Origin of the sequence: Janthinobacterium svalbardense (assembly GCF_002327145.1) — a bacterium.
Taxonomy (GTDB): Bacteria; Pseudomonadota; Gammaproteobacteria; order Burkholderiales; family Burkholderiaceae_D; genus Janthinobacterium; species Janthinobacterium tructae.
Genome location: NZ_CP023422.1, coordinates 702,581 through 725,091 on the forward strand (window position 1 = coordinate 702,581; position 22,511 = coordinate 725,091).

Sequence of the window (22,511 nt, forward strand, 5' to 3'; positions counted from 1 at the left end):
GCCACGATTCAGGTTTACTCTCGCCTTTTGCGTGGACGAATTGGCGATAGCACCAGTAGCAATACCTTGGACCGAGACGGAATTTGAACAACTCGACCTGGGCGATGCACGCCTGAACAAACGAGCGAGGATATTGATGGAACGATTTGCGGCTGACCCGACGGCGAGCGTGCCGAAGGCGTGCCAAGGCTGGGGCGAAACGATGGCGGCGTATCGCTTCTTCGACAACAACAGCGTCGACTGGCAGGCGATCATGGCGCCGCATTGGCAGCAAACCGCACAGCGCATGGCCGCGCTGCCGGTGGTGCTGTGCCTGCAGGATACGACCGAGCTCGATTTCAATGGCCAACGCGCGTTCGGCCTCGGTCCGTTGAGCTACGAAGCCCAGCGCGGCATGTACCTTCATCCGACGTACGCGGTCACACCCGCGCGCGAGCCGTTGGGTATCATCGACGCGTGGATGTGGGCGCGTGAAAAGAAGGACAAGACTGGCGCTCGCGGCGGCCCGAAGGAAAGCCTGCGCTGGATCGAAGGCTACGAACGGATCGCCGAGATGGCGGTGCAGTTGCCCGCCACACGGCTGGTATATGTGGCCGACCGCGAGGCCGATCTGGTGCCGCTGATGCTGCGCGCGCAGGAATTGGGCGCGCCGGCCGACTGGTTGGTGCGCGCCAAACACAACCGCTGCCTGCCCGACGGCGACAAGCTGTGGGAGCATACGGGCACAGGCGCGCCGATCGGCGAGTTGACGTTCGCGATGGCGGCACGGCACGGGGTGAAGGCGCGCACGGTGCGCCAGCAGTTGTGGGTACGCACAGTGAGTCTGCCTGCGGGCAAAGGCAAGAGCGTCGTCGCGACCTGCGTGATCGCGCGCGAGATCGATGCGCCGGACGGCGTCAAGCCGATCGAATGGCGCTTGCTGACCAACCGCAAGGCCGCCACGCCCGAGGCGGTCGTCGAGCTGATCGACTGGTACCGCGCGCGGTGGGAAATCGAGATGCTGTTTGACGTTCTGAAAAACGCCTGCCGCGTTGAGGCGATGCAACTGGGGTCGATCACACAGCTTGAACGGGCCTTGGCGCTGTTCATGGTGGTGGCCTGGCGCATTGCGCGTTTGATGCGCTTGGGCCGCACCTGTCCGGACTTGGACGCGGAACTGTTCTTCGACCCCGATGAGATTCAAGCGGCCTACCTGCTGCGCAAAAAAACACCGCCAGACAAACCCCGCCTGAATGACGTTCTGCGCCAGGTCGCCTGTATCGGCGGGTTCCTGGCTCGCAAGAGCGATGGCGAGCCCGGCGTTAAGACGATCTGGCTTGGATTGAAGGATGTTCACGTGGCGGTGGAAACGATACGCACGCTACGTGAAATTGGGGCGCTCAAAAGTTGTGTATAACGAGGTGCTCCTAGCCGTACATGCGTACTGTCTTCGTCGCTGCGCCTTGCCCTCGACATTTTTCAGCCTCGCTTGGCCCGCTACACCTGTGCGGGCGACTGGGGCTTTAATCCGTTTTGCAGCTCTACTGGTCGCGTAGGGGCGCTATCTGAACGGCATTACCTTCGGGTGCCGTTTTTTTTATGCCTGTGCGCTTATCCGAAGCCTGCGCACGAATAGCGGGGAATGCGAAGAATCATGGTGAGCCATTTATATCCGGATTTTCATTACTGAAAAAAACGTTATTTATATGGTGGATTGAAATATTGGCTGTACGGGTAAGTGGAAAATGCACGATGCAATGAAAGTCGCACTGTTATTCATGGCTGGGATTGGAATCAACGCTATATGCCGAGATTATTCCGTTTGGTTTGTGAATCAATATGGCCGAGTTACTGTTGCATGGGAATGTTTGAATGGATAGGTAAACCCAGGTGATGCGGTTGGTATCAATGGATTGGAAGTGAGCGCTCACAAGGATGACTGATGGCTGGCTACCCGCAGTTGGGCAAGCGCTACGTCGCCCGCATGTGTTCGCCCAACTGCTGCTGATCGCGTAGCACCGCGTCGTGGTGCTATCACGTACTATTGCCCTCGGCACGCCAGTTTCCAGTTTATTCATGCTAAGATCTGGCGCATGATTGCCCAAGCCCTGTTTACTCCCGCCCAGCAGAAACTGCTGGGCTTGCTCTTTGTCCGCGTGAATGAAGGCTTTCACTTGAACGAGATCATGCGTTTGACGGGCCTGGGCAGCGCGTCGGCGCAGCGGGAACTGCGACGCCTGCATGACTCCGGCCTGATCACTTCTGAGCGGATCGGCAATGTGCGTCGCTTCTGGCCCAACAAGGAAAGCCTCGTGTATCCCGAACTGAGCGGACTGGTGCAGAAGACCTTCGGCATCGTCGGCGTGCTCAGTGCGACTCTGGCGCCCTTGCGAGCCCAGTTGCACCTGGCCTTTGTGTCTGGTGCCACAGCGAAGGGACAGGACATGCCCGGTAGCGCCATCGACTTGCTGCTGGTGGGCGAGGACGCCAATTATGGCGATCTGTTGACAGGATTGGCCCCGGCCGAGCGAACCTTACGGCGTAAAATCAATCCCAACTTATATACGCTGGCCGATTATCGCCGGCGTCTGCGCGAAGGTCAGCCATTTCTGCTGCAGGTATTACAGCAGCCGAAGTTGTTTGTCATCGGCGATGAATCGCTATTGCAGGCGCTGGCATTACCAGACGCTTCCTTGCAAGTGAATGACTTGCCATCTGTATTCTAAAGGCCGGGTCTGGCATTCAATTTCTGCTGCATGAAATTTTTAGCTAGAAAAAACTCTGAGGCGGATTGATCGTATGATGAATAAACTACAGGCTTTCGGTTTAATTGTTTCCCAGGCAGTGCGCGGTGAATTAACGTTTCCCACGAGTGTTAATTCAGCTCTGCAATTGCAATTGGCTCTGGCCGAACCGGACTGCCATATCGATCATGCCATCAAACTGGTGCTGGCCGAGCCCTTGCTGGCGGCGCGCACGGTGGCCCTGGCCAACTCTGCCGTGTACAGCCGTGGCGATGCGGCGCCCGTGACCAGCGTGCGCGCCGCCGTCATGCGCATGGGTTACCGCAATCTGTACGCGCTGGTGGCAGCCATGGTGGTGCGCCAGTTCGGCAGCAAGATCATCGACCCCGTGCTGCGCCAGAAGGCGACACAGCTGTGGGAGCACACTGCCCACGTGGCGGCGCTGGCGCACGTGCTGGCCCGCCGCGTGACGCACGTCGATGCGGACACGGCGCTATTCGCCGGCATCGTGCATGAGGTGGGTGGTTTTTACTTGTTGTCGCGTGCCGATGAATTTCCTGGCCTGCTCGACGACGATGCGGATCACTGGATGGAGTCCGCCGAAGAAATCATTTCCCGCGAAGTCATGAAGAAGCTGCTGATACCGCTGGCCGTGAGCGACGCCATCGAAGGCTTGCGCGATGGCTTGCTGTCCATTCCTCCCGATTCCCTGCTCGATACTTTATTGTTGGCCAAGCAACTGTCGCCCGTGCCGTCGCCGTTGCAGGTGACGTACGTGGAAATGCTTACACCTTCCGATTCTGTCATCGATTTCATTATCGACAACGAAACCCTGCAAAGCATCCTGGCCGAGTCAAACGAGGAAGTACGCTCGATGAGTGCGGCGTTGCTGGTGTAGCTGAAAACGCTACCGGCGAAAAAAACGGCAGCGCCATCGAGGTGCTGCCGTTTTGTCTTCAGGCCTTGCGTTTTACTTTTGCTGCGCGATCCACCGGTCGACCTTGGCTTCCAGCAGTTTCAAAGGCAGGGTACCGTCGCCGAGCACCACTTCATGAAACTTCGGCAGGCTGAACTTGTCTCCCAATGCCTGCTGCGCGCGCTGGCGCAGTTCGACGATCTTCAGCGCCCCGATCTTGTAGCCCAGCGCTTGGCCCGGCCACGCCATGTAGCGTTCCGTTTCGCTTTTCGCCACGGCGTCATAGCCGAGGGTGTCGCGCATGTACTTGATGGTCTGCTCGCGTGTCCAGCCCTTGGTATGCAAGCCCGTGTCGACCACCAGGCGCACGGCGCGCAGCATCTCGTCGTTCAAGTGGCCGAAGTACTGGGCCGGATCGTCGAACAGGCCCATTTCCTTGCCCAGGGTTTCCGCATACAGGGCCCAGCCTTCCGTGAAGGCATTGTTGCCGCCGAAGCGGCGGAAGTTCGGCAAGTCCATCTCTTGTACCAGCGCCAGGTGAAAATGGTGGCCAGGCTTGCCTTCGTGCAGGAACAAGGTGGTCATGCCTGTATCGCCATACTGTTTCGGGTCGGTGACGACGGACCAGAACACGCCGGGGCGCGAACCGTCGGCGGCTGGGGCCGTATAGTGATCGGCGGCCGTGTCGCGGCTCAGTTCAGGCTCCAGGCGCAAGTCCAGCGGCGCTTTCGGCACCAGGGTGAACAGCGCGGGCAATTTGCTGTCGAGCAGCACGTTCAGCTTGCGGTAGACGTCGAGCACTTCCTGCTCCGTCTTGAACGGGCGGTATTTTGCCTGTTCCGAGACCCACACGGGCAAGCCGGCGGCCGGGCCGGTGTAGCCCATCTTCGGTCCCACGATCGCGTATTGTTCCTGGATGCGCGCCACTTCCTTCAAGCCGATGGCGTGGATCTGCTCCGGTTTCAAATCCGTTGTGGTGCTGCTGGCCACGCGCGCCTGGTACCAGGCAGCGCCATCGGGCAGGGCGCTCCAGCCGCTGCTCGTGCGGCCGGCCGGCAGGTAATCGCGTTCCATGAAGGTGGACAGGCGCTGCAGCGCAGGCATCAGCTTGGCCGCGATGATGACGGTGTAGGTTTGTGTCAGGCGCGCCTTGTCCGCGTCAGAAAAACTGGCCGGCAAGTTCTTGATGGGCGTGTAATAGACGCTGTCTTGCGGCGTGGCGCTGACGAGTTTCTTGAATTGTGGCAGGGCCGATTCCGTCAGCGCCTTCGGCAGCACGATGCCCTTTTGCATGCCGACTTTCATGTTGGCGATGGCCTGGTCTATCCAACCCGGCAACTGGCCGATACGGCTCAGGTAAGCGTCATACTCCTTGACCGTGGTCAGCGGTTGCGATGCCTCGCCGCCCGCATAATTGGCCAGGGTGACGGGCATGCTGTCCATCTGGTTCAACGGCAGCAGGTATTCGGGGAAGCGCTCGAAGCTCAGCGCCGTCGCCAGTTCATAGTCGAGGATATCGTAGTTGATCTGGTCCTGGTGCGACAGCTGCGCACGGGCAATGCTGCGCAGGGTCTTCTGGTACTGGCGGTACAGGGCGAACTGTTTTGCGCGCGCGGCAGGCACGATGGCTGAACCGAGCTGGTCGTCAAAACGGTTGTCGCCGCTTTCGGTGGCATTGATCGGCTCGAAACGGGCCTGCGCATCGTAGTACTGGTCGGCCAGCACTTGCAACTGCTGCTTGGCTTTCGGCGCACTGACGGCCACGCTTTTGGCAATGGGCTGGACTGCTTGCGCCATGGGCGCGTAGGCGAGCAACAGGGAGATGGCCAGGGTGCCGAGGGTGCCGGCGGCAAAACGATGCTTCATGCGCGATGTCCTTTGTAAGGAGGGAATGAACGGAGGCGTTGGGGGTCGGGGTGGCCGGTCGCGATGGAGCAGCCGGGGCGTAAGCATACGCCATTGCCCAGCGCGGTTGGATAAATTGTATGAGGGGAATGTTGCTATTTCGCCGTAGGCGGCAGGCCTGCTTTCATCGCCTGCCAGTGCCCGCTGGTCAAGGGAAGACAGGCGGGGCAGGGCGTGGCGGAGATCAGGCTCTCGATCTGCTGCGCGCGCGCCGCCGTTTGCGGGTGTGAGGAAATCCATCCCGGCACACTGGCCTTGTCTTTGTCATCAAGCTTCTGGAAAAAGCGCAGCATGCCATCGGGGCGAATCTGCGCGCGCTGCAAGGCAAGCAAACCGAGCCGGTCCGCTTCCTCTTCCATGTCGCGGCTGAAATACAGGGTGCCGGCCTGGTGCGCCAGCATGGCGGCCACGGCGCTGATGTCGCCGATGGTCAGGCCCATCAGGGCGCCCCAGCCCAGGCTGCTGATCATTTGCCGCAGCGAATGGCGCTGTTCCACATGCTGTACTTCATGCGCGAGCACGCCGGCCAGCTCGCCCGGATCGCCCGCCTGGCGCAGCAAGCCCGTATGCACGACGATGATGCCGCCCGGCATGGCAAACGCGTTGACCGTGTCATCCTGCTTGACCAGCCAGCGGTACTGGTAGCGCGACCCCGCTGTCAGCTTGCGGCCGATCTCCTGCAGCGTTTGCTGCGCCACGCCGTGCTCGCTGATGCCGCCCTGCGCGCGCACTTGCGCCAGAGCCAGTTCACCCAGCTGCTTTTCCGTCGACAAGGGGATCCAACCCGCCAGCGCGCCGATGGCATGGCTGCCCTGCCACCACAGCAGGGCAGAGGCGACGACGGCCGCGCCCGTCAAGCCGGCCAGCCAGCCCGATACTTGCCGCCGGTTGCGCTGGCGCTCGCTCCACAGGCGCTGCAGTTGCGGCTGCAGCGCGGGTGGTGCTTCGCGCAAGACGATGGCGATGTCGCCCGCTGTCAGCGGCTTGAGCGAGGCTTGCCGTCCTTGTGCATCGAGCCAGTTCAGGAACAGTTCCGGCCCATCGACACCGCCCACGCTGACGACCAGCTGCGCCACATCCACGTTATGGCCGGGCGCGTTGATGGCCAGCTGCCTGCCGAAAAAATGTGCGCTGACGGGCGTGCCGGCGGCGCCGCCCTCGGGGCCCGTCAGCAGTGCCTGGAATGGCGTCATGCGGCCTCCTCGGCAAAGCGGCTTGCGTACAGCGCCGCCATCAGGTCGGACTGGCTGATGATGCCGGCCAGGCGCTCTTCATCGTCAAGGATGGGAATATGGTGGTAGCCGGCGTCGGCCATCAGGGGCACCAGATCGATGATGGGCGTGCCCAGGCGGGCCGTGTGCGGCGATGGCGTCATCAGCTGGCCCACCACCTCGGGCTTGTCGCTGTGGGAAAGCCCGCTACGCTGCAGCAGGCCGCGCAGGCGCTGGCGCATGCCCTGATAATCGTCGAGGCCGCCATGGCGCAGAAAATCCGTCTGCGTGATGATGCCGATGACCCGGCGTGCCCGGTTCAGCACGGGCAAGGCGCCCACATCGTGCTCGCGCATGGTGCGCCAGGCCACATCGAGCGGCGTGCCGAATTCCACGCTGAGCACATCTTTCGACATGATGTCGGCGCAGGTGACGACGCCGAAGCGGCGCTGGTAGGCGCGCATTTCCGTTTGCAGGAAGATGGCTTGCAAATCGTCGCGGCTGATGTCGAGCACTTCGCTGTGCTGGCGCAGCACGGCGTCGAGGTCATCGGGCGAAAAGCCCAGGCGGTTGCTGGGAACCTCATCCCTGGTGGCGTGCGGATGCGGCGCCACCAGTTGCTGGATGTGCGGGTAGCGGCGGCCCGTCAGGTTGTTGTACAGCACGGCACAAGCGACCAGCACGGCGGAATTGAACAGCACGGTGATGAAGACGAATTCAAAGCCGGCCGCATGCACGCTGGCACCACCGACCACGGTGGTGAGCGCCACGGCGCCGCCCGGAGGATGCAAACAGCGCAGGGCAAACATGGCGCTGATGGCCAGGCAGGCGGCCAGCGCCGCCACGCCCACGCTGGGCCCCAGCCATTTGACGCAGGCCATGCCGACCAGGCCGGAGACCACATTGCCACCGACCACCGACCACGGTTGCGCCAGCGGGCTTGCTGGCAGGCAGAACAGCAGCACGGCCGAGGCGCCCATGGGCGCGATCAGGTAGACGCTGGCGCTGTCGGGGGCCAGCAGGAAATGGCAGATGAGACCAGTGAGTAACAGGCCGCAGATGGCGCCCGCGCAGGCGCGCAATTGTTCGCGGCGGCTGCCGTTGTTCGGTTGCGGCAGCCAGCGTGCCAGGAAAGAAGTCGTCATGGGGGAGGGCGCGTTCGGGCCGCGTTGCTCTGTGTGAGCCCGAGATTATCCCATGCGTTGCATTTCGCTGCCGGTGCTACTCTTGCGCGCAGAGCGCTTGCAAGCCGTGTTGCTCCAGCAAGTTCCTGGAGGCCGCGATGATGGAAGGCTCTTTTGGTGCCGCTTATACGTTTTCCGCATAAGCACAGTGCAATTAAATGGTGGATATTTCCCACAAGCAGGCATATTCTAGACAATCACGCCCGCTGGCAGCTGTTCAGCTGGCCTCACGATTTCTCTCAGGAGCCCTGATGCGCTTTTCCATTCTTCTTGCCAGCCTGCTGCTTGCCGGCACCGCCATTGCCGCCGCGCCGACACCAAGCAACCCTGTCGCCACGCCACACTTGCCGTACAACGCGGCGGCCGACGCCAAGGCCGACGTGGCCCGCGCGCTGGCCGAGGCCAAGGCGGCGCACGTGCCTGTCTTGCTGATCTTTGGCGCCAACTGGTGCGAGGATTGCCGCGCGCTCGACAAGGCCTTGAAAGAAGGCAAGAACGCCGAGTTGATGCAACAGCAGTTCAAGGTCGTCAAGGTCGACGTGGGCAACTTCGACCATAACCTGGACGTGGCGCAAACCTATGGCAATCCGCTCAAGAAAGGCATCCCGGCTGCCGTGCTGGTATCGAGCGACAATAACCAGGTGCTGTACGCCACCAAGGGTGGCGAACTGGCGAATGCGCGCCGCATGAGTGAAAGCGGCATTTATGATTTCTTCAAGCAAGCGGCGAGCGTGAAAGCACCGGCGATGTAATTTCTTCCAGCTTGAAGACGCTGACCACCTGCGCCAGCCGGCCGGCCTGATCTTGCAAGGATTGGGCTGCCGCTGCTGCTTCTTCCACCAGGGCCGCATTTTGCTGGGTCGCGTCATCCATTTGCGTGACGGTGGCATTGACTTGCGCGATGCCCTGGCTTTGCTCCTGGCTGGCTGAAGCGATTTCTCCCATCAGGTCGGCGACCCTCTGGACCGACACGACGATGTCCTGCATGGTGGCGCCGGCCGAGTCGACCAGCCTGCTGCCCGCTTCCACCTTGCTGCCCGAGTCGACGATCAAGTCCTTGATTTCCCTGGCCGCCGCTGCCGAACGTTGCGCCAGGTTGCGCACTTCTGTCGCCACTACGGCAAAGCCGCGGCCCTGTTCGCCCGCGCGCGCCGCCTCGACCGCCGCGTTCAGGGCGAGGATATTGGTTTGAAAGGCAATGCCGTCGATCACGCCGATAATGTCCGCGATCTTGCGCGAACTTTCCGTAATCGCGCCCATCGTCTGCACGACTTGTCCGACCACTTCACCACCCCTGACGGCGTGGCTTGAAGCCGATACCACCAGTTGGTTCGCCTGGCGCGCGTTGTCCGCGTTCTGTTTCACGGTCGACGTCAGTTCTTCCATGGCTGCCGCCGTCTCTTCCAGGCTCGACGCCTGGGTTTCCGTGCGCGCCGACAGGTCCAAATTGCCCGATGCGATCTGGCTCGATGCGCTGGCAATCGCCCCGGTACTGTCGCGAACTTCGCGTATCGTCACGTTCAACGATGCGACGAAACGGTTGAAGGCGGCAGCCAGTGCGCCAACCTCGTCTTCCGACTCGACGGGCATGCGGCGGCTCAGGTCGCCGTTCCCGCTGGCGATCTCGCTGAGCATGTCCGCTGCGCGTGCGACGGGGGCGGCGATGGCGCGGCTGATGACATAAATGATGCACAGGGCGATGCCGCCACCGACCAGCCCGGCGATCAGGGCGGCGATCAGGGCCGACCGCGTGACATTGCCCAGCACTTCCGCTTCCGGCACTTCGGCCATCACATACAGATTCAATTCCGGCACGAAGGACGCGGCGACGAGCTGCTTGCCGGCCGGCGCCGCATAACTCGCATAGGTGTATTTGTTGCCGGTCAGCAGAGTCTTGCTCAATGCGGCATTAAAGCCGGGCAAGTCCTGCAACTGATGCTTGCCGTCGGCCAGGGCCGGATCGCGGTGGATCAGCAGGTTGCCGTCGGCGCGTACCAGGTAGACATGGCCCGTCTGGCCGACCTTGTAGCTGCGGATGGTGTCGGCCATGGCGTCGACGCTCAAGCCCATGCCTGCAATGACGGCCTTGCCACCGGCCGTCTGGCCCCGCGCATTCAGGAACAGCATGAAACTGCCCGAGGCTGGATCGCGGTCCAGATTGATCGCGTACTGTTTGTTGTCGTCGAGCATGCTGAAGAACCAATGATCGGCTGGCTGTTGCTTGTCCAGTGTGCGGATCAGGCCCGCATCGGTCATGTACTTGGACGCAGTTTGCGAACTCCAGCTGACGACGGCTGCCTTGTTTTTTTCCTTGAGCATCTTCGCGTAGCGCTGGAAGGTCGGCAAGCCGCTGTCCGCCAGGTCTGCGTCTTCCCAGTCTTGCAAAAAGACATCATTGGCTATCGTTTGCACGACCGATAGCGGTTGGTTGATCTGGCGCAGCACATCATTGCGGATTTCGCCCACCTGGGCTGGCAGTTCCTGGCCGACGACGCGTTCGCGCACATAGTCGCTGCTCATGCGCACGCTGAGGAAGGATGAAATTCCCATGAAAAGCAGCAGGCATAAGCCCATGCTGAACATCAGTTTTTTCTGGATGGAGAGATGGCGAAGCAGATGCATGGAAGACCCTGGGAATGGGCCCGCGCGACCGGCAGAGGTTGCCAGAAAGGGACGGACAAGTGCGCAGTATAGCGACGGATAACAGGGATATAGAGGAGGTATGCCGTATTTAATGTGTTGTGTTGCTTTACGGGAACAAGCGCAAGCCGTTAACATGCGTGCTTTTCATGTCCGCCTGCGCGGGGTGGAAAAGCGTTCAGGCAGGCAAGCCGTGGGCGATCAATTCCAGCGGCAATTCCGTGCTGCATTTGATTTGCTCCATGGAAAAGGCGGACGACACGCCCGTCAGCTGCACGGCCTTGATGAGCTTTTTATAGAAGGTATCGTAGCCCTTGATGTCGGTGGTGACGACTTTCAGCAGGTAGTCGATGTCACCGCTCATGCGGTGAAATTCCTGTACCTCGGGCAAGACGATGACGGCAGCGGCGAAGCGGCGCAGCCATTTTTCATCGTGCTGTCCCGTGCGCACGCTGACGAAGACGGTCACGGGCAAGCCCACTTTTTGCCGGTTGACGATGGCCACGCGACTCTCGATATAGCCCTCTTCCTCCAGGCGCTTGACGCGTTTCCAGCAGGGCGTGCTGGTCAAGCCGATCTTCTCGCTGAGGGCGGCGATCGACAGGGTGCCATCCTGCTGCAGGGCGGCGAGGATGGCACAGTCGAATTTGTCGAGCGTGGTGTTTGGTGAATTCATTTTACTATTCCGATTTTTATAGCATGAACATGCTGCATAGTAGCGTAGTTGCAGTGTCTTTTGGCATATCTTCACGGCACCCTGCCGGTAAACTATCCATACGTTCCAGCCACTTGCGCTGCATCCTTTTTAGAGAATACTCAGACTGCCATCATGAAAGAAATCTACCTCGACAGCAATGCCACCACTTGCGTGTTGCCCGCCGCCGTTGCCGCGGCCAGACAAGCGATGGAGCAGGGCTATGGCAATCCCAGCAGCACCCATGCCACGGGATTGCGGGCCAAGGCCATGCTGGATGGCGTACGCCAGCGCGCCGGCGGCCTGCTGGGCGTGGGAGGCGGTCGTTTGATGTTCAATAGCGGCGCCACTGAAGGCATCCAGACGGCCGTGCTGTCGGCCCTGTGCGCGCTGCGCGAACGGCGCGACGCGGGCAAGCGCATCGGCAGCCTGCTGCTGTATGGCGCGACCGAGCACAAGGCCGTGCCGGAAAGCCTGGCGCACTGGAACCGTTTATTGGGCCTGAACCTGGAAGTGCGCAAGCTGCCCGTCGATGCACACGGGCGCCATGATCTGCAGGCACTCGATGCGCTGATCGGCGACGCGGCCATGCTGTGCACGATGGCAGCGAATAATGAAACGGGCGTCATCAGCGACCTGTCCTCCATCGCGCAACTGCTGCAGGAACGCGGTGCGGACGCCTACTGGATGGTCGATTGCGTGCAGGCGCTGGGCAAGCTGAAACTGAACCTGGCCGCCACGCGCATCGACTACGCGCCGTTCTCCGGCCACAAGCTGTATGCACCGAAGGGCATCGGCATGCTGTATGTGCGCGCCGGCGCGCCATTTACACCGTTGATGATGGGCGGCGGCCAGGAAGCGGGCCTGCGCTCGGGCACGGAGAACATGGCCGGCATCGCCGCCCTGGGCGCCGTGCTGGCCGCGCTGGACGATGGCAAGACCTTCCGCAGCCACGCGGAACTGGCGGCTTTCCGCACGCAGCTGGTGGCCAGCCTGGAGCGCGCTTTCCCCGGCATCGTTTTCAATATGCCGTTCGACCTGTCCTTGTCGACGACGCTCAATTTTTCCGTGCCGGGCTTGTCCTCGAAAGAGCTGCTGGACCTGTTCGACGCGGCGCGCGTGCGCGTCAGCTCGGGCAGCGCCTGTTCCGCCGCCAAGGCCCTGCCCAGTTATGTGCTCGAAGCGATGCACGTGCCGCAATGGCGCGCCAGCTCGGCCATCCGTTTGTCGTTCGGCCCGCTGATCGATGCGGCGACGATAGCGGCCGCCTGCGCGCGCATCGAGCGCTGCGGCGAAGCGCTGCGCAGCAGCTGTTTGTTGCCATCGGCGCTGGCGCCATCGCCGCAGGACGGCATAATCCAGCTGAGCGTCGATGGCCAGTGCACCTGGCTGCTCAGCGACGCTGCCAGCGCCAGTTGCGTCGTCATCGATCCTGTCGCCGCGCTCGTGCCGCGCCTGGCCGCTTTCATCCGTTGCCAGCACCTGGCCTTGCGCGCCATCGTGCACACGACGGCGCCCGCCGACCATGGCGTGGCGCGCCTGGCCTTGTTGCAGGAACTCGCTATCGAACAGGTGGGCCGCATCGATATCGACGGTGAGCTGGCACTGGGCCAGCAGCGTTTGCGCCGCGTCGAGTGTGGCGAAAACCATGTGTATTTGCTGGGGCAGCGCTTCGCCTTCATCGGCACCCTGTCGCCCGAGGCGCTGAGGCCCTTGCTGGATGCGGCGCTGCTGACGCCGGACACCGTGCTGTGCGGCGCACGCGACGATGGCAGCATCTGCTGCACCGTGCGCGCCGCACGCGAAGACGCAGCCCCCGCGAGCGAACTGCAGCTCGATGCGGCCAGCTTGCCCGCTTTCCTGCGCCAGCATCCCGACGCCATCCTCGTCGACGTGCGCGAAGCGTATGAACACGCGGCCTGCGCCGGAACCGTGTTCGAGGGCTGCGCCGTGCACAGCGTACCGCTGAGTCGCCTGGCAGGGCAGGTGGCCGCATGGCTGCAGCAGCCTCAACGCCCGCTGGTCTTTTTCTGCCGCAGCGGCAACCGCAGCGCGCGCGCTGGCGCCTGTCTGCGCCGCCTGGGCCATGCTGCGGCATGGCAACTTAACGGCGGCATGGCGATGGCGGAAGCGGCGCGCCACCCGCTGGCCATCGCGGCCTGACGGGGCTGAAGTTTCTCCTCAGAAATGTTGCGCCGTGCCATCATTGGTACGGTGTCTCCGTTTATTTTCTCCCCTTCGTTTCCTCTCGGCATTTTTCCACCCTGAACGGGCTGATTTCTTTGCCTGCACGTCCCTAAAACCTCGGGTATGTACGCTAGCGCACGGTCTTGCCCGCAGGGCGCACCTACGATGAAGTTCAGAAAATCTCCCTATACCCTGAGATTCGTCGCAACGCTCCGGCGCTTCGCTTTCCGTCTTCGCCAGTGTCCGATCGTGTTCTTCCAGACTTGGCCAGCGTGACGGTGGCCGCTGGTTGCCTGCGCGCACCTAGCGAGGCCAAGTTGAAAGAGTACACCGCAGTCGTCACGCAGCAGATCAAGGAACGGCTTTCCAAATTCAAGGAAATCTTCCGCGACCATCCCCTTGCACCGGACAGTTTCGACGCTGCGCGCGACGATGCCTTGCCCCTGCGTTCCGAGTTATTCAGCGCCATGCAGATGGCCGCCCACGGCAAGCACGTGGCCGCCGGCCACGCGGTGGGCAAGCACCATGGCCGCGACCGCTTGCTGGCGCGCCTGGCCGACAATGCGGCCCTGATCACGGCCACCGTCAACGAGCTGACGGCCACGGTGAAAAGCGGGCGCCAGGTCACGCCCGCCTCGGAGTGGCTGCTGGATAATTTTTACCTGATCGAAGAGCAGATCCGCACCACGCGGCGCCACTTGCCGAAGAACTACAGCAAGGAGCTGCCACGGCTGACGTCGGGCGTGGACGCGGGTTGCCCGCGCGTGTACAAAATTGCGCTGGAAATCATCTCGCATGGCGACGGCAGGGTCGACCTGGAAAACCTGTGCCACTTCGTCGAGGCTTACCAGGATGTCGCCACCCTGACGCTGGGTGAATTGTGGGCCGTGCCCATCATGCTGCGCCTGGCGCTGATCGAAAACCTGCGCCGCGTCGCCGCGCGCGTGGCCGACGACCGCATGCAGCGCGACCTGGCCAATACCTGGGCCGACCAGATGATGGACATCGCCGAGCGCAATCCCAGCGGCTTGATCCTGCTGGTAGCCGACATGGCGCGTTCGAATCCGCCGATGACCAGCGCCTTCGTGGCCGAATTGTCGCGCCGCCTGCAGGGACAAAGTTCCTCGCTGACCCTGGCCCTGTCGTGGCTGACGCACAAGCTGGCCGAGTCGGGCCTCACCATCGAGCAGCAGATCCAGTCCGAGATCGGGCAGCAGGCGGCCGACCAGGTGTCGATCGCCAACAGCATCGGCAGCCTGCGTTTTCTCGGCACCATGGATTGGCAGGAATTTGTCGAGACCATGAGCGTGGTCGAGCAGACCTTGCGCCTGGACCCGGCCGGCACGTATGGCTTGATGGATTTCGCCACGCGCGACAGTTACCGCCACGCCATCGAACGCATCGCCAGGCGCAGCGCGCGCAGCGAAGTGGACGTGGCCGAGATGGTGGTGCAGCTGGCGCATACGCACGGCAACGGCAATGACGCGCGCCGTGGCCACATCGGCTTTTACCTGGTGGGGCGCGGCGTGCTGGTGCTGGAAAAGCAGGCCGGTGCGAAGCTGCCTTTCATCGAGGCGCTGCAGCATACGGCGCGCGCCGCACCGCTGGCCGTCTACCTTGGGGCCATCTCGTTCCTGGCCCTGGCGACGAGCGCCTTGCTGCTCGAGCGCGCCGTGCGCCATGGCGTGCAGGGCTGGCCACTGGCGGCGCTCGGCGTGCTGGCGCTGCTGGGCAGCAGCCAGCTGGCCGTGGCCGTGGTGAATTGGCTGGCAACCCTGATGACGTCGCCCCATCCGCTGCCGCGCATGGACTACCAGGCCGGCATTCCGTCGGACGGGCGCGGCATCGTGGTGGTGCCGACCCTGATCTACAGCGAGGACAACGTGGCTGCCCTGTGCGAGGCGCTGGAAGTGCGCTACCTGGCCAACCGCGATCCGAACCTGCGTTTCTGCCTGCTGACGGATTTTGTCGATGCGTCCGCGCAAACGATGCCGGGCGACGAGGCCTTGCTGCGCCAGGCGCAGGAGACCATCCGCGGCTTGAACGACAAATACCGCGTGGAGGGCAGCGAGTTCAAGGACAATGGTGAGCCGGCCGACCCGGAAGAACTGGGTCATGCGGGGCCGTTCCTGCTGCTGCACCGTCCGCGCTTGTGGAATTCGCAGCAGAATGCGTGGATGGGGCAGGAGCGCAAGCGCGGCAAATTGTCCGACCTGCACGCGTTTTTGCGCGGCGGCGCACGCGACAAATTTTCGCTGGTGGAAGGCGAGTTGCGCGGCCTGCGCACGATCAAATATGTGATCACGCTCGACACGGATACGCAGCTGCCGCGCGACGCGGCGCGCGAATTCATCGCCACCATGATGCACCCGCTGAACCGTCCCGTGCTGGATGCTGCCGGCACGCGCGTGGTGGCCGGCTACGGCATCTTGCAGCCGCGCGTGGCCGTGGCGCTGCCCAGCGCGAACGCTTCGCGCTACGAACTGCTGTGCGGCGGCGAACCGGGCATCGACCCCTACACGCGCACCGTCTCCGACCTGTACCAGGATGTGTTTTATGAAGGCTCCTTCATCGGCAAAGGCATCTATGACCTCGACATGTTCGAGCGCGTGCTGGGCCAGCGCCTGCCCGACAATAAAATCCTCAGCCATGATTTATTGGAAGGCTGCTACCTGCGCGCCGGCTTGCTCAGCGACTCGCAACTGTATGAGGAATACCCGGCCCGCTACGACGCCGATGTCAGCCGCCGCCAGCGCTGGATACGCGGCGACTGGCAGCTGATCGGCTGGTTGCTGGGCCGCGTGCCGGGCCGCGCCGGCAAGCGCGAACGCAATCCCCTGTCGATGCTGTCGCGCTGGAAGCTGTTCGACAACCTGCGCCGCAGCATCGTGGCGCCGGCCACCACCTTGTCCCTGCTGCTGGTGTGGGGTTTCTTGCCGCACGTGGTTTTCTGGAGCGTGGCGGTGCTGGCCATCATCTTCCTGCCGCCCGTTTTTTCGGCCCTGTACGATCTGCTGCGCAAACCGCGCGACACCCTGTGGCGCCAGCATCTGGCCGCGTTCGAGCGGCGCTGCGGCGTGCAGTTTTCGCACGCCATGCTGACCCTCGTCTTCCTGCCTTATGAGGCCTGGATCAGCCTCGATGCCATCGCCCGCACCCTGTGGCGACTGGGCGTGTCGCACAAGCATTTGCTCGACTGGCGTGCCTCGAACCTGCATACGTCTTCCGGCTCGCAGGCAGACAGCTGGCGCGCCATGTGGTGCTCACCCGCGCTGGCGCTGGCCACCTTTGCCGCCTTGCTGCACTGGCGCCCGGCAGCGCTGCCGGCTGCCGCCGTGGTGCTGCTGCTGTGGCTGGCCGCGCCCGCCATCGCCTGGTGGATCAGCCGCCCCATCGAACGGGCCGTGGCGCGCCTGTCTGCCGAGCAGGGACGTTTCCTGCATGGCGTGGCGCGCAAGACCTGGGCCTATTTCGAGACCTTCGTCGGGCCGGACGATCACTGGCTGCCGCCCGATAACATGCAGGAGCATCCGAACCTGGTGGTGGCGCACCGCACCTCGCCGACGAATATCGGCCTGGCCCTGCTGGCCAATCTGACGGCCTACGATTTCGGCTATCTCACCATGGGCCAGTTGATCGAGCGCAGCCGCGCCACCTTGCACAGCATGGGGGAGCTGGAGCGCTTCCAGGGGCATTTCTACAACTGGTACGACACGCAAACGCTCAAGGCGCTGCAGCCCATGTACATCTCGACGGTCGACAGCGGCAACCTGGCCGGCCATCTGCTGACCTTGCAGCCCGGACTGGTGGAACTGTACGACGCCCCGATCATGGGGCCGCAGATCGTGGACGGCATCCGCACGACGGCGCAGGTACTGCAGGAATTCATCGCCGCGGAAGGCGAAGGCAAGGCGGTGCGCGCATCGCTGGCGCTGCTGCAGATGCCGGCCGTGCCAGCCAGCCTGCCCGCATGGCATGCCTACCTGAGTGCCGCGAATGGCGCGGCCGACGCGCTGCTGTCGCTGACCTTGCAAAGCGACGATGGCGAGCTGGCCATGTGGAGCGGCGCGCTGGCGCGCCAGTGCCGCGCGGCGCTGGCCGAGTTGCTGCAACTGGCGCCGTGGGCGGCACAGGCGGGCCTCGATGCGGCGTGGCTGCGCGTGCCGACCCTGCGCGAACTGGCCAATCTGGAGACGCCGGAAGGCTTGCCTTCCGAGCTGGCCGCATGGCTGGCGCAAGGCCGCGAGCAGGCGGGCCGCCACATGCGCGACATCGCCCATGCGGCGGGCCAGGCGCGCGACTTTGCGCAGATCGAATACGCGTTTCTGTACAACCCGTCGACCAAACTGCTGGCCATCGGCTACAACGTCAGCGAACGGCGCCTCGACCCCAGCTACTACGACTTGCTCGCTTCCGAAGTGCGCCTGGCCAGCTTCATCGCCATCGCCCAGGGCCAGTTGCCGCAGGAGCACTGGTTCGCGCTGGGCCGCCAGCTGTGCATGGTGGCCGGCCAGCCCGTGCTGCTGTCGTGGAGCGGCTCGATGTTCGAGTACCTGATGCCGCTGCTGGTGATGCCGAATTATCCGAACACCTTGCTTGACCAGACCTACCACTCCGTCATCGAGGCGCAGATCGACTATGGCCGCCAGCGCGACGTGCCGTGGGGGATTTCCGAATCCGGCTACAACACGGTCGACGCCAGCCTGAATTACCAGTACCGCGCCTTTGGCGTGCCGGGGTTGGGTCTGAAGCGTGGCCTGGCCGACGACCTGGTGGTGGCGCCATACGCCAGCATGATGGGTTTGATGGTGCAGCCGGAAGCGTCGTGCCAGAACCTGCAGCGCATGCAGGCGGCCGGCTACATGGGCCGCTACGGTTTTTTTGAAGCCATCGATTTCACCACCGCGCGCCTGCCGCGCGGGCAGGGCAGCGCCGTCATCCGTTCCTTCATGGTGCATCACCAGGGCATGGGATTTTTGGCCCTCAGCTATCTGCTGCACGACCGCCCCATGCAGCGCCGTTTCGAGTCCGATCCGCTGCTGCAATCGGCCTTGCTGGTGCTGCAGGAGCGTACGCCGCAGGCAGGGGCGTTTTATTCGAACACGGCCGAACTGGCGGTGCTGCGCAGCGGCACGCCCGAGCAGGCCATGCCGATGCGCATCCTCACCCAGGCCAACAGCGCCGTGCCCGAAACGCAGCTGCTGTCGAATGGCCGCTACCACGTCATGGTGAGCAATGCGGGCGGCAGCTACAGCCGCTGGAAAGACTTGTCCGTGACGCGCTGGCGCGAGGACAGCACGCGCGATAACTGGGGCAATTTCTGTTATTTGCGCGACCTCGACGACGGTGCCGTCTGGTCCACCATGTATCAACCGACCCTGGCCGAACCGAAGAAGTACGAAGTGATTTTCTCCGAGGGGCGCGCGGAATTTCGCCGTGCCGACCATGGCCTCGACCTGTACACGGAAATCGTCGTCTCGCCCGAGGACGACATCGAAATCCGCCGCACGCGCATCAGCAACAATTCGAACCGCCAGCGGCGCATCGAGATCACCAGCTTTGCCGAAGTGGTGATGGCGCCGGCGGCGGCCGATGCGGCGCATCCCGCGTTCAGCAAGCTGTTCGTACAGACGGAAATCCTGGCGCATGAAAATGCGATTTTATGCACGCGCCGGCCCCGCTCGAAGGATGAACAGATGCCGTGGCTGCTGCATGTGATGACGGTGCACGATATCGAACACTATGCCGTGTCGTTCGAGACGGACCGCGCCCGTTTCATCGGCCGCGGCAACACGGCGCAGCTGCCGCTGGCGCTGCAGGAGAGTGGTCCGCTGAGTGGCGGCCATGGTTCCGTGCTCGACCCCATCGTGGCCATCCGTTACGTCATCACGCTCGAACCGGACCAGGCGGTTACGGTCGATAGCGTGACCGGCATGGTGGAACAGCGCGAGGCGGCGCTGCACCTGATCGACAAATACCAGGATCGCCACCTGGCCGACCGCGTGTTCGAACTGGCCTGGACGCACAGCCAGGTGGTGCTGCGCCAGTTGAATGCCAGCGAAGCGGACGCGCAACTGTATGCGCGCCTGGCCAATGCAGTGATCTACCCGAATGCGACCCTGCGTGCCGAGGCCGGCATCCTGATCAAGAACCAGCGCGGCCAGTCCGGCCTGTGGGCATATGCCATTTCCGGCGACTTGCCCATCGTGCTGCTGCAGATACGCGACGTGGCCAATATCGAACTGGCGCGCCAGATGGTGCAGGCGCATGCCTACTGGCGCCTGAAAGGATTGATAGTCGATCTGGTGATCTGGTACGAGGACCAGTCGGGCTACCGCCAGCTGCTGCACGACCAGATCATGGGGCTGATCGCCTCGGGCATCGATGCGCAGGCGATCGACCGCCCGGGCGGCATTTTCGTGCGCCTGGCCGAGCAGATTGCCAACGAAGACCGCATCTTGCTGCAATCGGTGGCGCGCGCCATCATCAGCGACCTGCGCGGCACCCTGGCCGAACAGGTCAAGCGCCTGCCCAGCCCCGTGCTGCGCATGCCGCCGCTGCTGCAGGATTCTGCGCGTGAACAGGGCGGCGTGCCGTACCGGGCGCAGGCGCGCGCGCTGATCCTGGAAAACGGCCTCGGTGGTTTTACGCCCGATGGGCGCGAATATGTGATCACCACGGGCGAAGGCACACAGACGCCGGCGCCCTGGTCGAACGTGCTGGCCAACGCGCAATTCGGCACCGTGGTGTCGGAAGGCGGCCAGGCGTATACCTGGAGCGAGAATGCGCATGAATTCCGCCTCACGCCATGGCAGAACGACCCTGTCTCCGACCTGTCCGGCGAAGCGTTTTACGTGCGCGACGAGCAAACTGGACAGTTCTGGTCGCCATCGGCCCTGCCGGCGCGCGGCAGCGGCGACTACGTGACGCGCCATGGCTTTGGCTACAGCATTTTTGAACACAGCGAGGGCGGTATCGCCACCGAATTGTGCACCTATGTGGCGCTCGACGCGGCCGTCAAATACTCCGTCATCAAGGTGCGCAACGACAGTGGCGTGCCGCGCCGTCTGTCCGTCACAGGCTACGTGGAGTGGGTGATGGGCGACCTGCGCGCCAAGTCCTGCATGCACGTGGCGACCGAGGTCGACACCATCAGCGGCGCGCTGTTTGCGCGCAATAACTACAACACGGAGTTTTCAGGACGTGTCGGCTTTTTCAATACCGACGCCAGCATCCGCTCGATCACCTGCGACCGCAATGAATTCATCGGCCGTAATGGCAGTCTGGCGCAGCCGGCGGCGCTGCGGCGCGTGCGCCTGTCCGGCAAGGCGGGCACGGGGCTGGACCCGTGCGCAGCGATCCAGGTGCCGTTTGAACTGCAGCCGGGGCAGGAGCGCGAAATTGTCTTCATCCTCGGCGTGGGCGGGCGCCGCAATGCCGACGCCAGCACCATGGTGCAGCGCCATGCGGGCAAGGATGCGGCACGCGGTGCGCTCGACGCGGTGCGCGCGCACTGGGAGAGTACCCTGGGCGCCGTGCGCATCGAAACGCCCGATCCGTCGCTGGACGTGATCGCCAATGGCTGGCTGATGTACCAGACCATCGCCTGCCGCCTGTGGGCGCGCAGCGGCTATTACCAGTCGGGCGGCGCCTACGGTTTCCGCGACCAGCTGCAAGATGCGATGGCCATGATCCACACGGCGCCGCAGCTGCTGCGCAAGCACTTGCTGCTGTGCGCGGCGCACCAGTTTGTCGAGGGCGACGTGCAGCACTGGTGGCATCCGCCGTCGGACCGGGGCGTGCGCACGCATTGCTCCGACGATTACCTGTGGCTGCCGCTGGCGGCTTGCCGCTATGTGATCGCCACGGGTGACGTCAACGTGCTGTCGGAAGTGGCCCCCTTTATTGAAGGGCGCGCCGTCAAGCCGGAGGAAGACTCGTATTACGACCTGCCCGTGCGTTCGGGCGAGTCGGCCGACCTGTACGAGCACTGCGTGCGTGCCATCCGCCATGGCTTGCGCCTGGGCGTGCACGGCTTGCCCCTGATGGGCTCCTGCGACTGGAACGACGGCATGGACAAGGTGGGCGAACACGGCAAGGGCGAGAGCGTGTGGCTGGCCTTCTTCCTGTACGAAGTGCTGCAGCGCTTCGCCGAGGTAGCCGTGCTGCGCGGCGATGCGGCGTTCGCCCAATTCTGCCGCGACGAAGCCGTGAAACTGGCGGCCAATGTCGAGGAACATGCGTGGGATGGCGAGTGGTACCGGCGCGCGTATTTCGACGACGGCACGCCCTTGGGATCGCACACCAACGAGGAATGCCAGATCGATTCGATTTCGCAAAGCTGGGGCGTGCTGTCGGGCGCGGCCAACAAGGAGCGCGTGGCCGGCGCCATGCGCCAGGTCGATGCGCGCCTGGTGCGCCGAGATTCCGGCGTGATCCAGCTGCTCGATCCGCCGTTCGACAAATCCGATCTCAATCCCGGCTATATCCGCGGCTATGTGCCGGGTGTGCGCGAGAACGGCGGTCAGTACACGCATGCGGCCATCTGGACGGCGATGGCGTTTGCCCGCATGGGCGATGGCGAAAAGGCGTGGGAACTGCTGCGCATGATCAATCCCGTACGCCATGGCGTGGATGCGCAGGCGGTGCAACGCTACAAGGTCGAGCCGTATGTGGTGACGGCCGACGTGTATGCCGTGGCGCCGCACGTGGGGCGCGGCGGCTGGAGCTGGTACACGGGGTCGTCGGGCTGGCTGTACCGGCTGATCCTTGAATCCCTGCTCGGCTTGACGCGCGAAGCGAACGTGCTGCGCCTGCTGCCGACCATGCCGGCCGAATGGGACAGCTTCAAGCTGCATTACCGCTTCGGTGCCAGCAGCTATGCCATCACGGTGGAAAAGGCACAGGGGCGGCCTGCAGGACTGTCGCTCGATGGCGTGGCGCAGGAGGGCAACAGCATCGCCCTGCGCGACGAGGGCCGCGAGTATGCGGTGCTATTGCTGGTGTAGTCTCGCCCACGTCTCAAGAAAGCGCGCTGACCGTTCAGGATCA

General features: G+C 63.3%; 11 protein-coding genes. 6 read left to right on the forward strand and 5 right to left on the reverse strand.

The features are described from left to right. Nucleotides 1-40: 40 nt before the first annotated feature. From CNX70_RS03045 to CNX70_RS03055, 3 genes are all read left to right on the forward strand, one after another. On the forward strand, nt 41-1,396 hold the full coding sequence (locus tag CNX70_RS03045) for an IS4 family transposase (protein WP_425269247.1): 1,356 nt from the start codon (nt 41-43) through the stop codon (nt 1,394-1,396). Between the two features lie 676 nt (nt 1,397-2,072). Further along, nucleotides 2,073-2,705 carry a transcriptional regulator gene (locus tag CNX70_RS03050; RefSeq protein ID WP_096233374.1) on the forward strand — a complete coding sequence of 211 codons (633 nt, stop codon included), beginning with the start codon at nt 2,073-2,075 and terminating at the stop codon, nt 2,703-2,705. 76 nt (nt 2,706-2,781) lie between these two features. Then, a complete protein-coding gene (locus CNX70_RS03055; protein ID WP_071079792.1) occupies nt 2,782-3,621 on the forward strand; it encodes an HDOD domain-containing protein in 840 nt (279 codons plus the stop codon). A gap of 72 nt (nt 3,622-3,693) precedes the next feature. Here CNX70_RS03055 and CNX70_RS03060 read toward each other — a convergent pair whose 3' ends face one another. The 3 genes from CNX70_RS03060 to CNX70_RS03070 all read right to left on the reverse strand — a co-directional run bounded on the left by CNX70_RS03060 (nt 3,694) and on the right by CNX70_RS03070 (nt 7,900). Beyond that, nucleotides 3,694-5,505 carry a DUF885 domain-containing protein gene (locus tag CNX70_RS03060; protein ID WP_096233377.1) on the reverse strand — a complete coding sequence of 604 codons (1,812 nt, stop codon included), beginning with the start codon at nt 5,503-5,505 and terminating at the stop codon, nt 3,694-3,696. A gap of 134 nt (nt 5,506-5,639) precedes the next feature. Then, on the reverse strand, nt 5,640-6,737 hold the full coding sequence (locus CNX70_RS03065) for a M48 family metallopeptidase (RefSeq protein ID WP_096233379.1): 1,098 nt from the start codon (nt 6,735-6,737) through the stop codon (nt 5,640-5,642). Continuing rightward, nucleotides 6,734-7,900 carry an HPP family protein gene (locus CNX70_RS03070; protein ID WP_096233381.1) on the reverse strand — a complete coding sequence of 389 codons (1,167 nt, stop codon included), beginning with the start codon at nt 7,898-7,900 and terminating at the stop codon, nt 6,734-6,736. The genes CNX70_RS03065 and CNX70_RS03070 overlap by 4 nt, the downstream gene beginning before the upstream one ends. Nucleotides 7,901-8,190: 290 nt before the next feature. Here CNX70_RS03070 and CNX70_RS03075 point away from each other — a divergent pair, with 290 nt between their 5' ends. Beyond that, on the forward strand, nt 8,191-8,691 hold the full coding sequence (locus tag CNX70_RS03075; protein WP_096233383.1) for a thioredoxin family protein: 501 nt from the start codon (nt 8,191-8,193) through the stop codon (nt 8,689-8,691). On the opposite strand, the gene CNX70_RS03080 is transcribed toward CNX70_RS03075, so the two are convergent. Together CNX70_RS03080 and CNX70_RS03085 are read right to left on the reverse strand one after the other, a co-directional pair. Beyond that, nucleotides 8,654-10,561 (reverse strand): methyl-accepting chemotaxis protein, encoded by a 1,908-nt coding sequence (locus CNX70_RS03080; RefSeq protein ID WP_096233386.1) that lies wholly within the window; start codon nt 10,559-10,561, stop codon nt 8,654-8,656. The two genes, CNX70_RS03075 and CNX70_RS03080, sit on opposite strands and share 38 nt — an antisense overlap. 196 nt (nt 10,562-10,757) lie before the next feature. Further along, a complete protein-coding gene (locus CNX70_RS03085) occupies nt 10,758-11,255 on the reverse strand; it encodes an Lrp/AsnC family transcriptional regulator (protein ID WP_096233388.1) in 498 nt (165 codons plus the stop codon). Between the two features lie 153 nt (nt 11,256-11,408). Between CNX70_RS03085 and CNX70_RS03090 the strand changes: the two genes are divergently transcribed. After that, on the forward strand, nt 11,409-13,436 hold the full coding sequence (locus tag CNX70_RS03090) for an aminotransferase class V-fold PLP-dependent enzyme (RefSeq protein ID WP_096233390.1): 2,028 nt from the start codon (nt 11,409-11,411) through the stop codon (nt 13,434-13,436). A 404-nt stretch (nt 13,437-13,840) separates the two neighbouring features. Then, on the forward strand, nt 13,841-22,468 hold the full coding sequence (locus CNX70_RS03095; RefSeq protein WP_167389736.1) for a glycoside hydrolase family 94 protein: 8,628 nt from the start codon (nt 13,841-13,843) through the stop codon (nt 22,466-22,468). Nucleotides 22,469-22,511: the final 43 nt, after the last annotated feature.

What these genes read in the sequence shown, in the direction of transcription:
- CNX70_RS03085 (WP_096233388.1), bottom strand. Translation starts at nt 11,255, where the DNA reads ATGAATTCACCAAACACCACGCTCGACAAATTCGACTGTGCCATCCTC.
- CNX70_RS03050 (WP_096233374.1), top strand. Translation starts at nt 2,073, where the DNA reads ATGATTGCCCAAGCCCTGTTTACTCCCGCCCAGCAGAAACTGCTGGGC.
- CNX70_RS03065 (WP_096233379.1), bottom strand. Translation starts at nt 6,737, where the DNA reads ATGACGCCATTCCAGGCACTGCTGACGGGCCCCGAGGGCGGCGCCGCC.
- CNX70_RS03060 (WP_096233377.1), bottom strand. Translation starts at nt 5,505, where the DNA reads ATGAAGCATCGTTTTGCCGCCGGCACCCTCGGCACCCTGGCCATCTCC.
- CNX70_RS03055 (WP_071079792.1), top strand. Translation starts at nt 2,782, where the DNA reads ATGAATAAACTACAGGCTTTCGGTTTAATTGTTTCCCAGGCAGTGCGC.
- CNX70_RS03090 (WP_096233390.1), top strand. Translation starts at nt 11,409, where the DNA reads ATGAAAGAAATCTACCTCGACAGCAATGCCACCACTTGCGTGTTGCCC.
- CNX70_RS03070 (WP_096233381.1), bottom strand. Translation starts at nt 7,900, where the DNA reads ATGACGACTTCTTTCCTGGCACGCTGGCTGCCGCAACCGAACAACGGC.
- CNX70_RS03080 (WP_096233386.1), bottom strand. Translation starts at nt 10,561, where the DNA reads ATGCATCTGCTTCGCCATCTCTCCATCCAGAAAAAACTGATGTTCAGC.
- CNX70_RS03075 (WP_096233383.1), top strand. Translation starts at nt 8,191, where the DNA reads ATGCGCTTTTCCATTCTTCTTGCCAGCCTGCTGCTTGCCGGCACCGCC.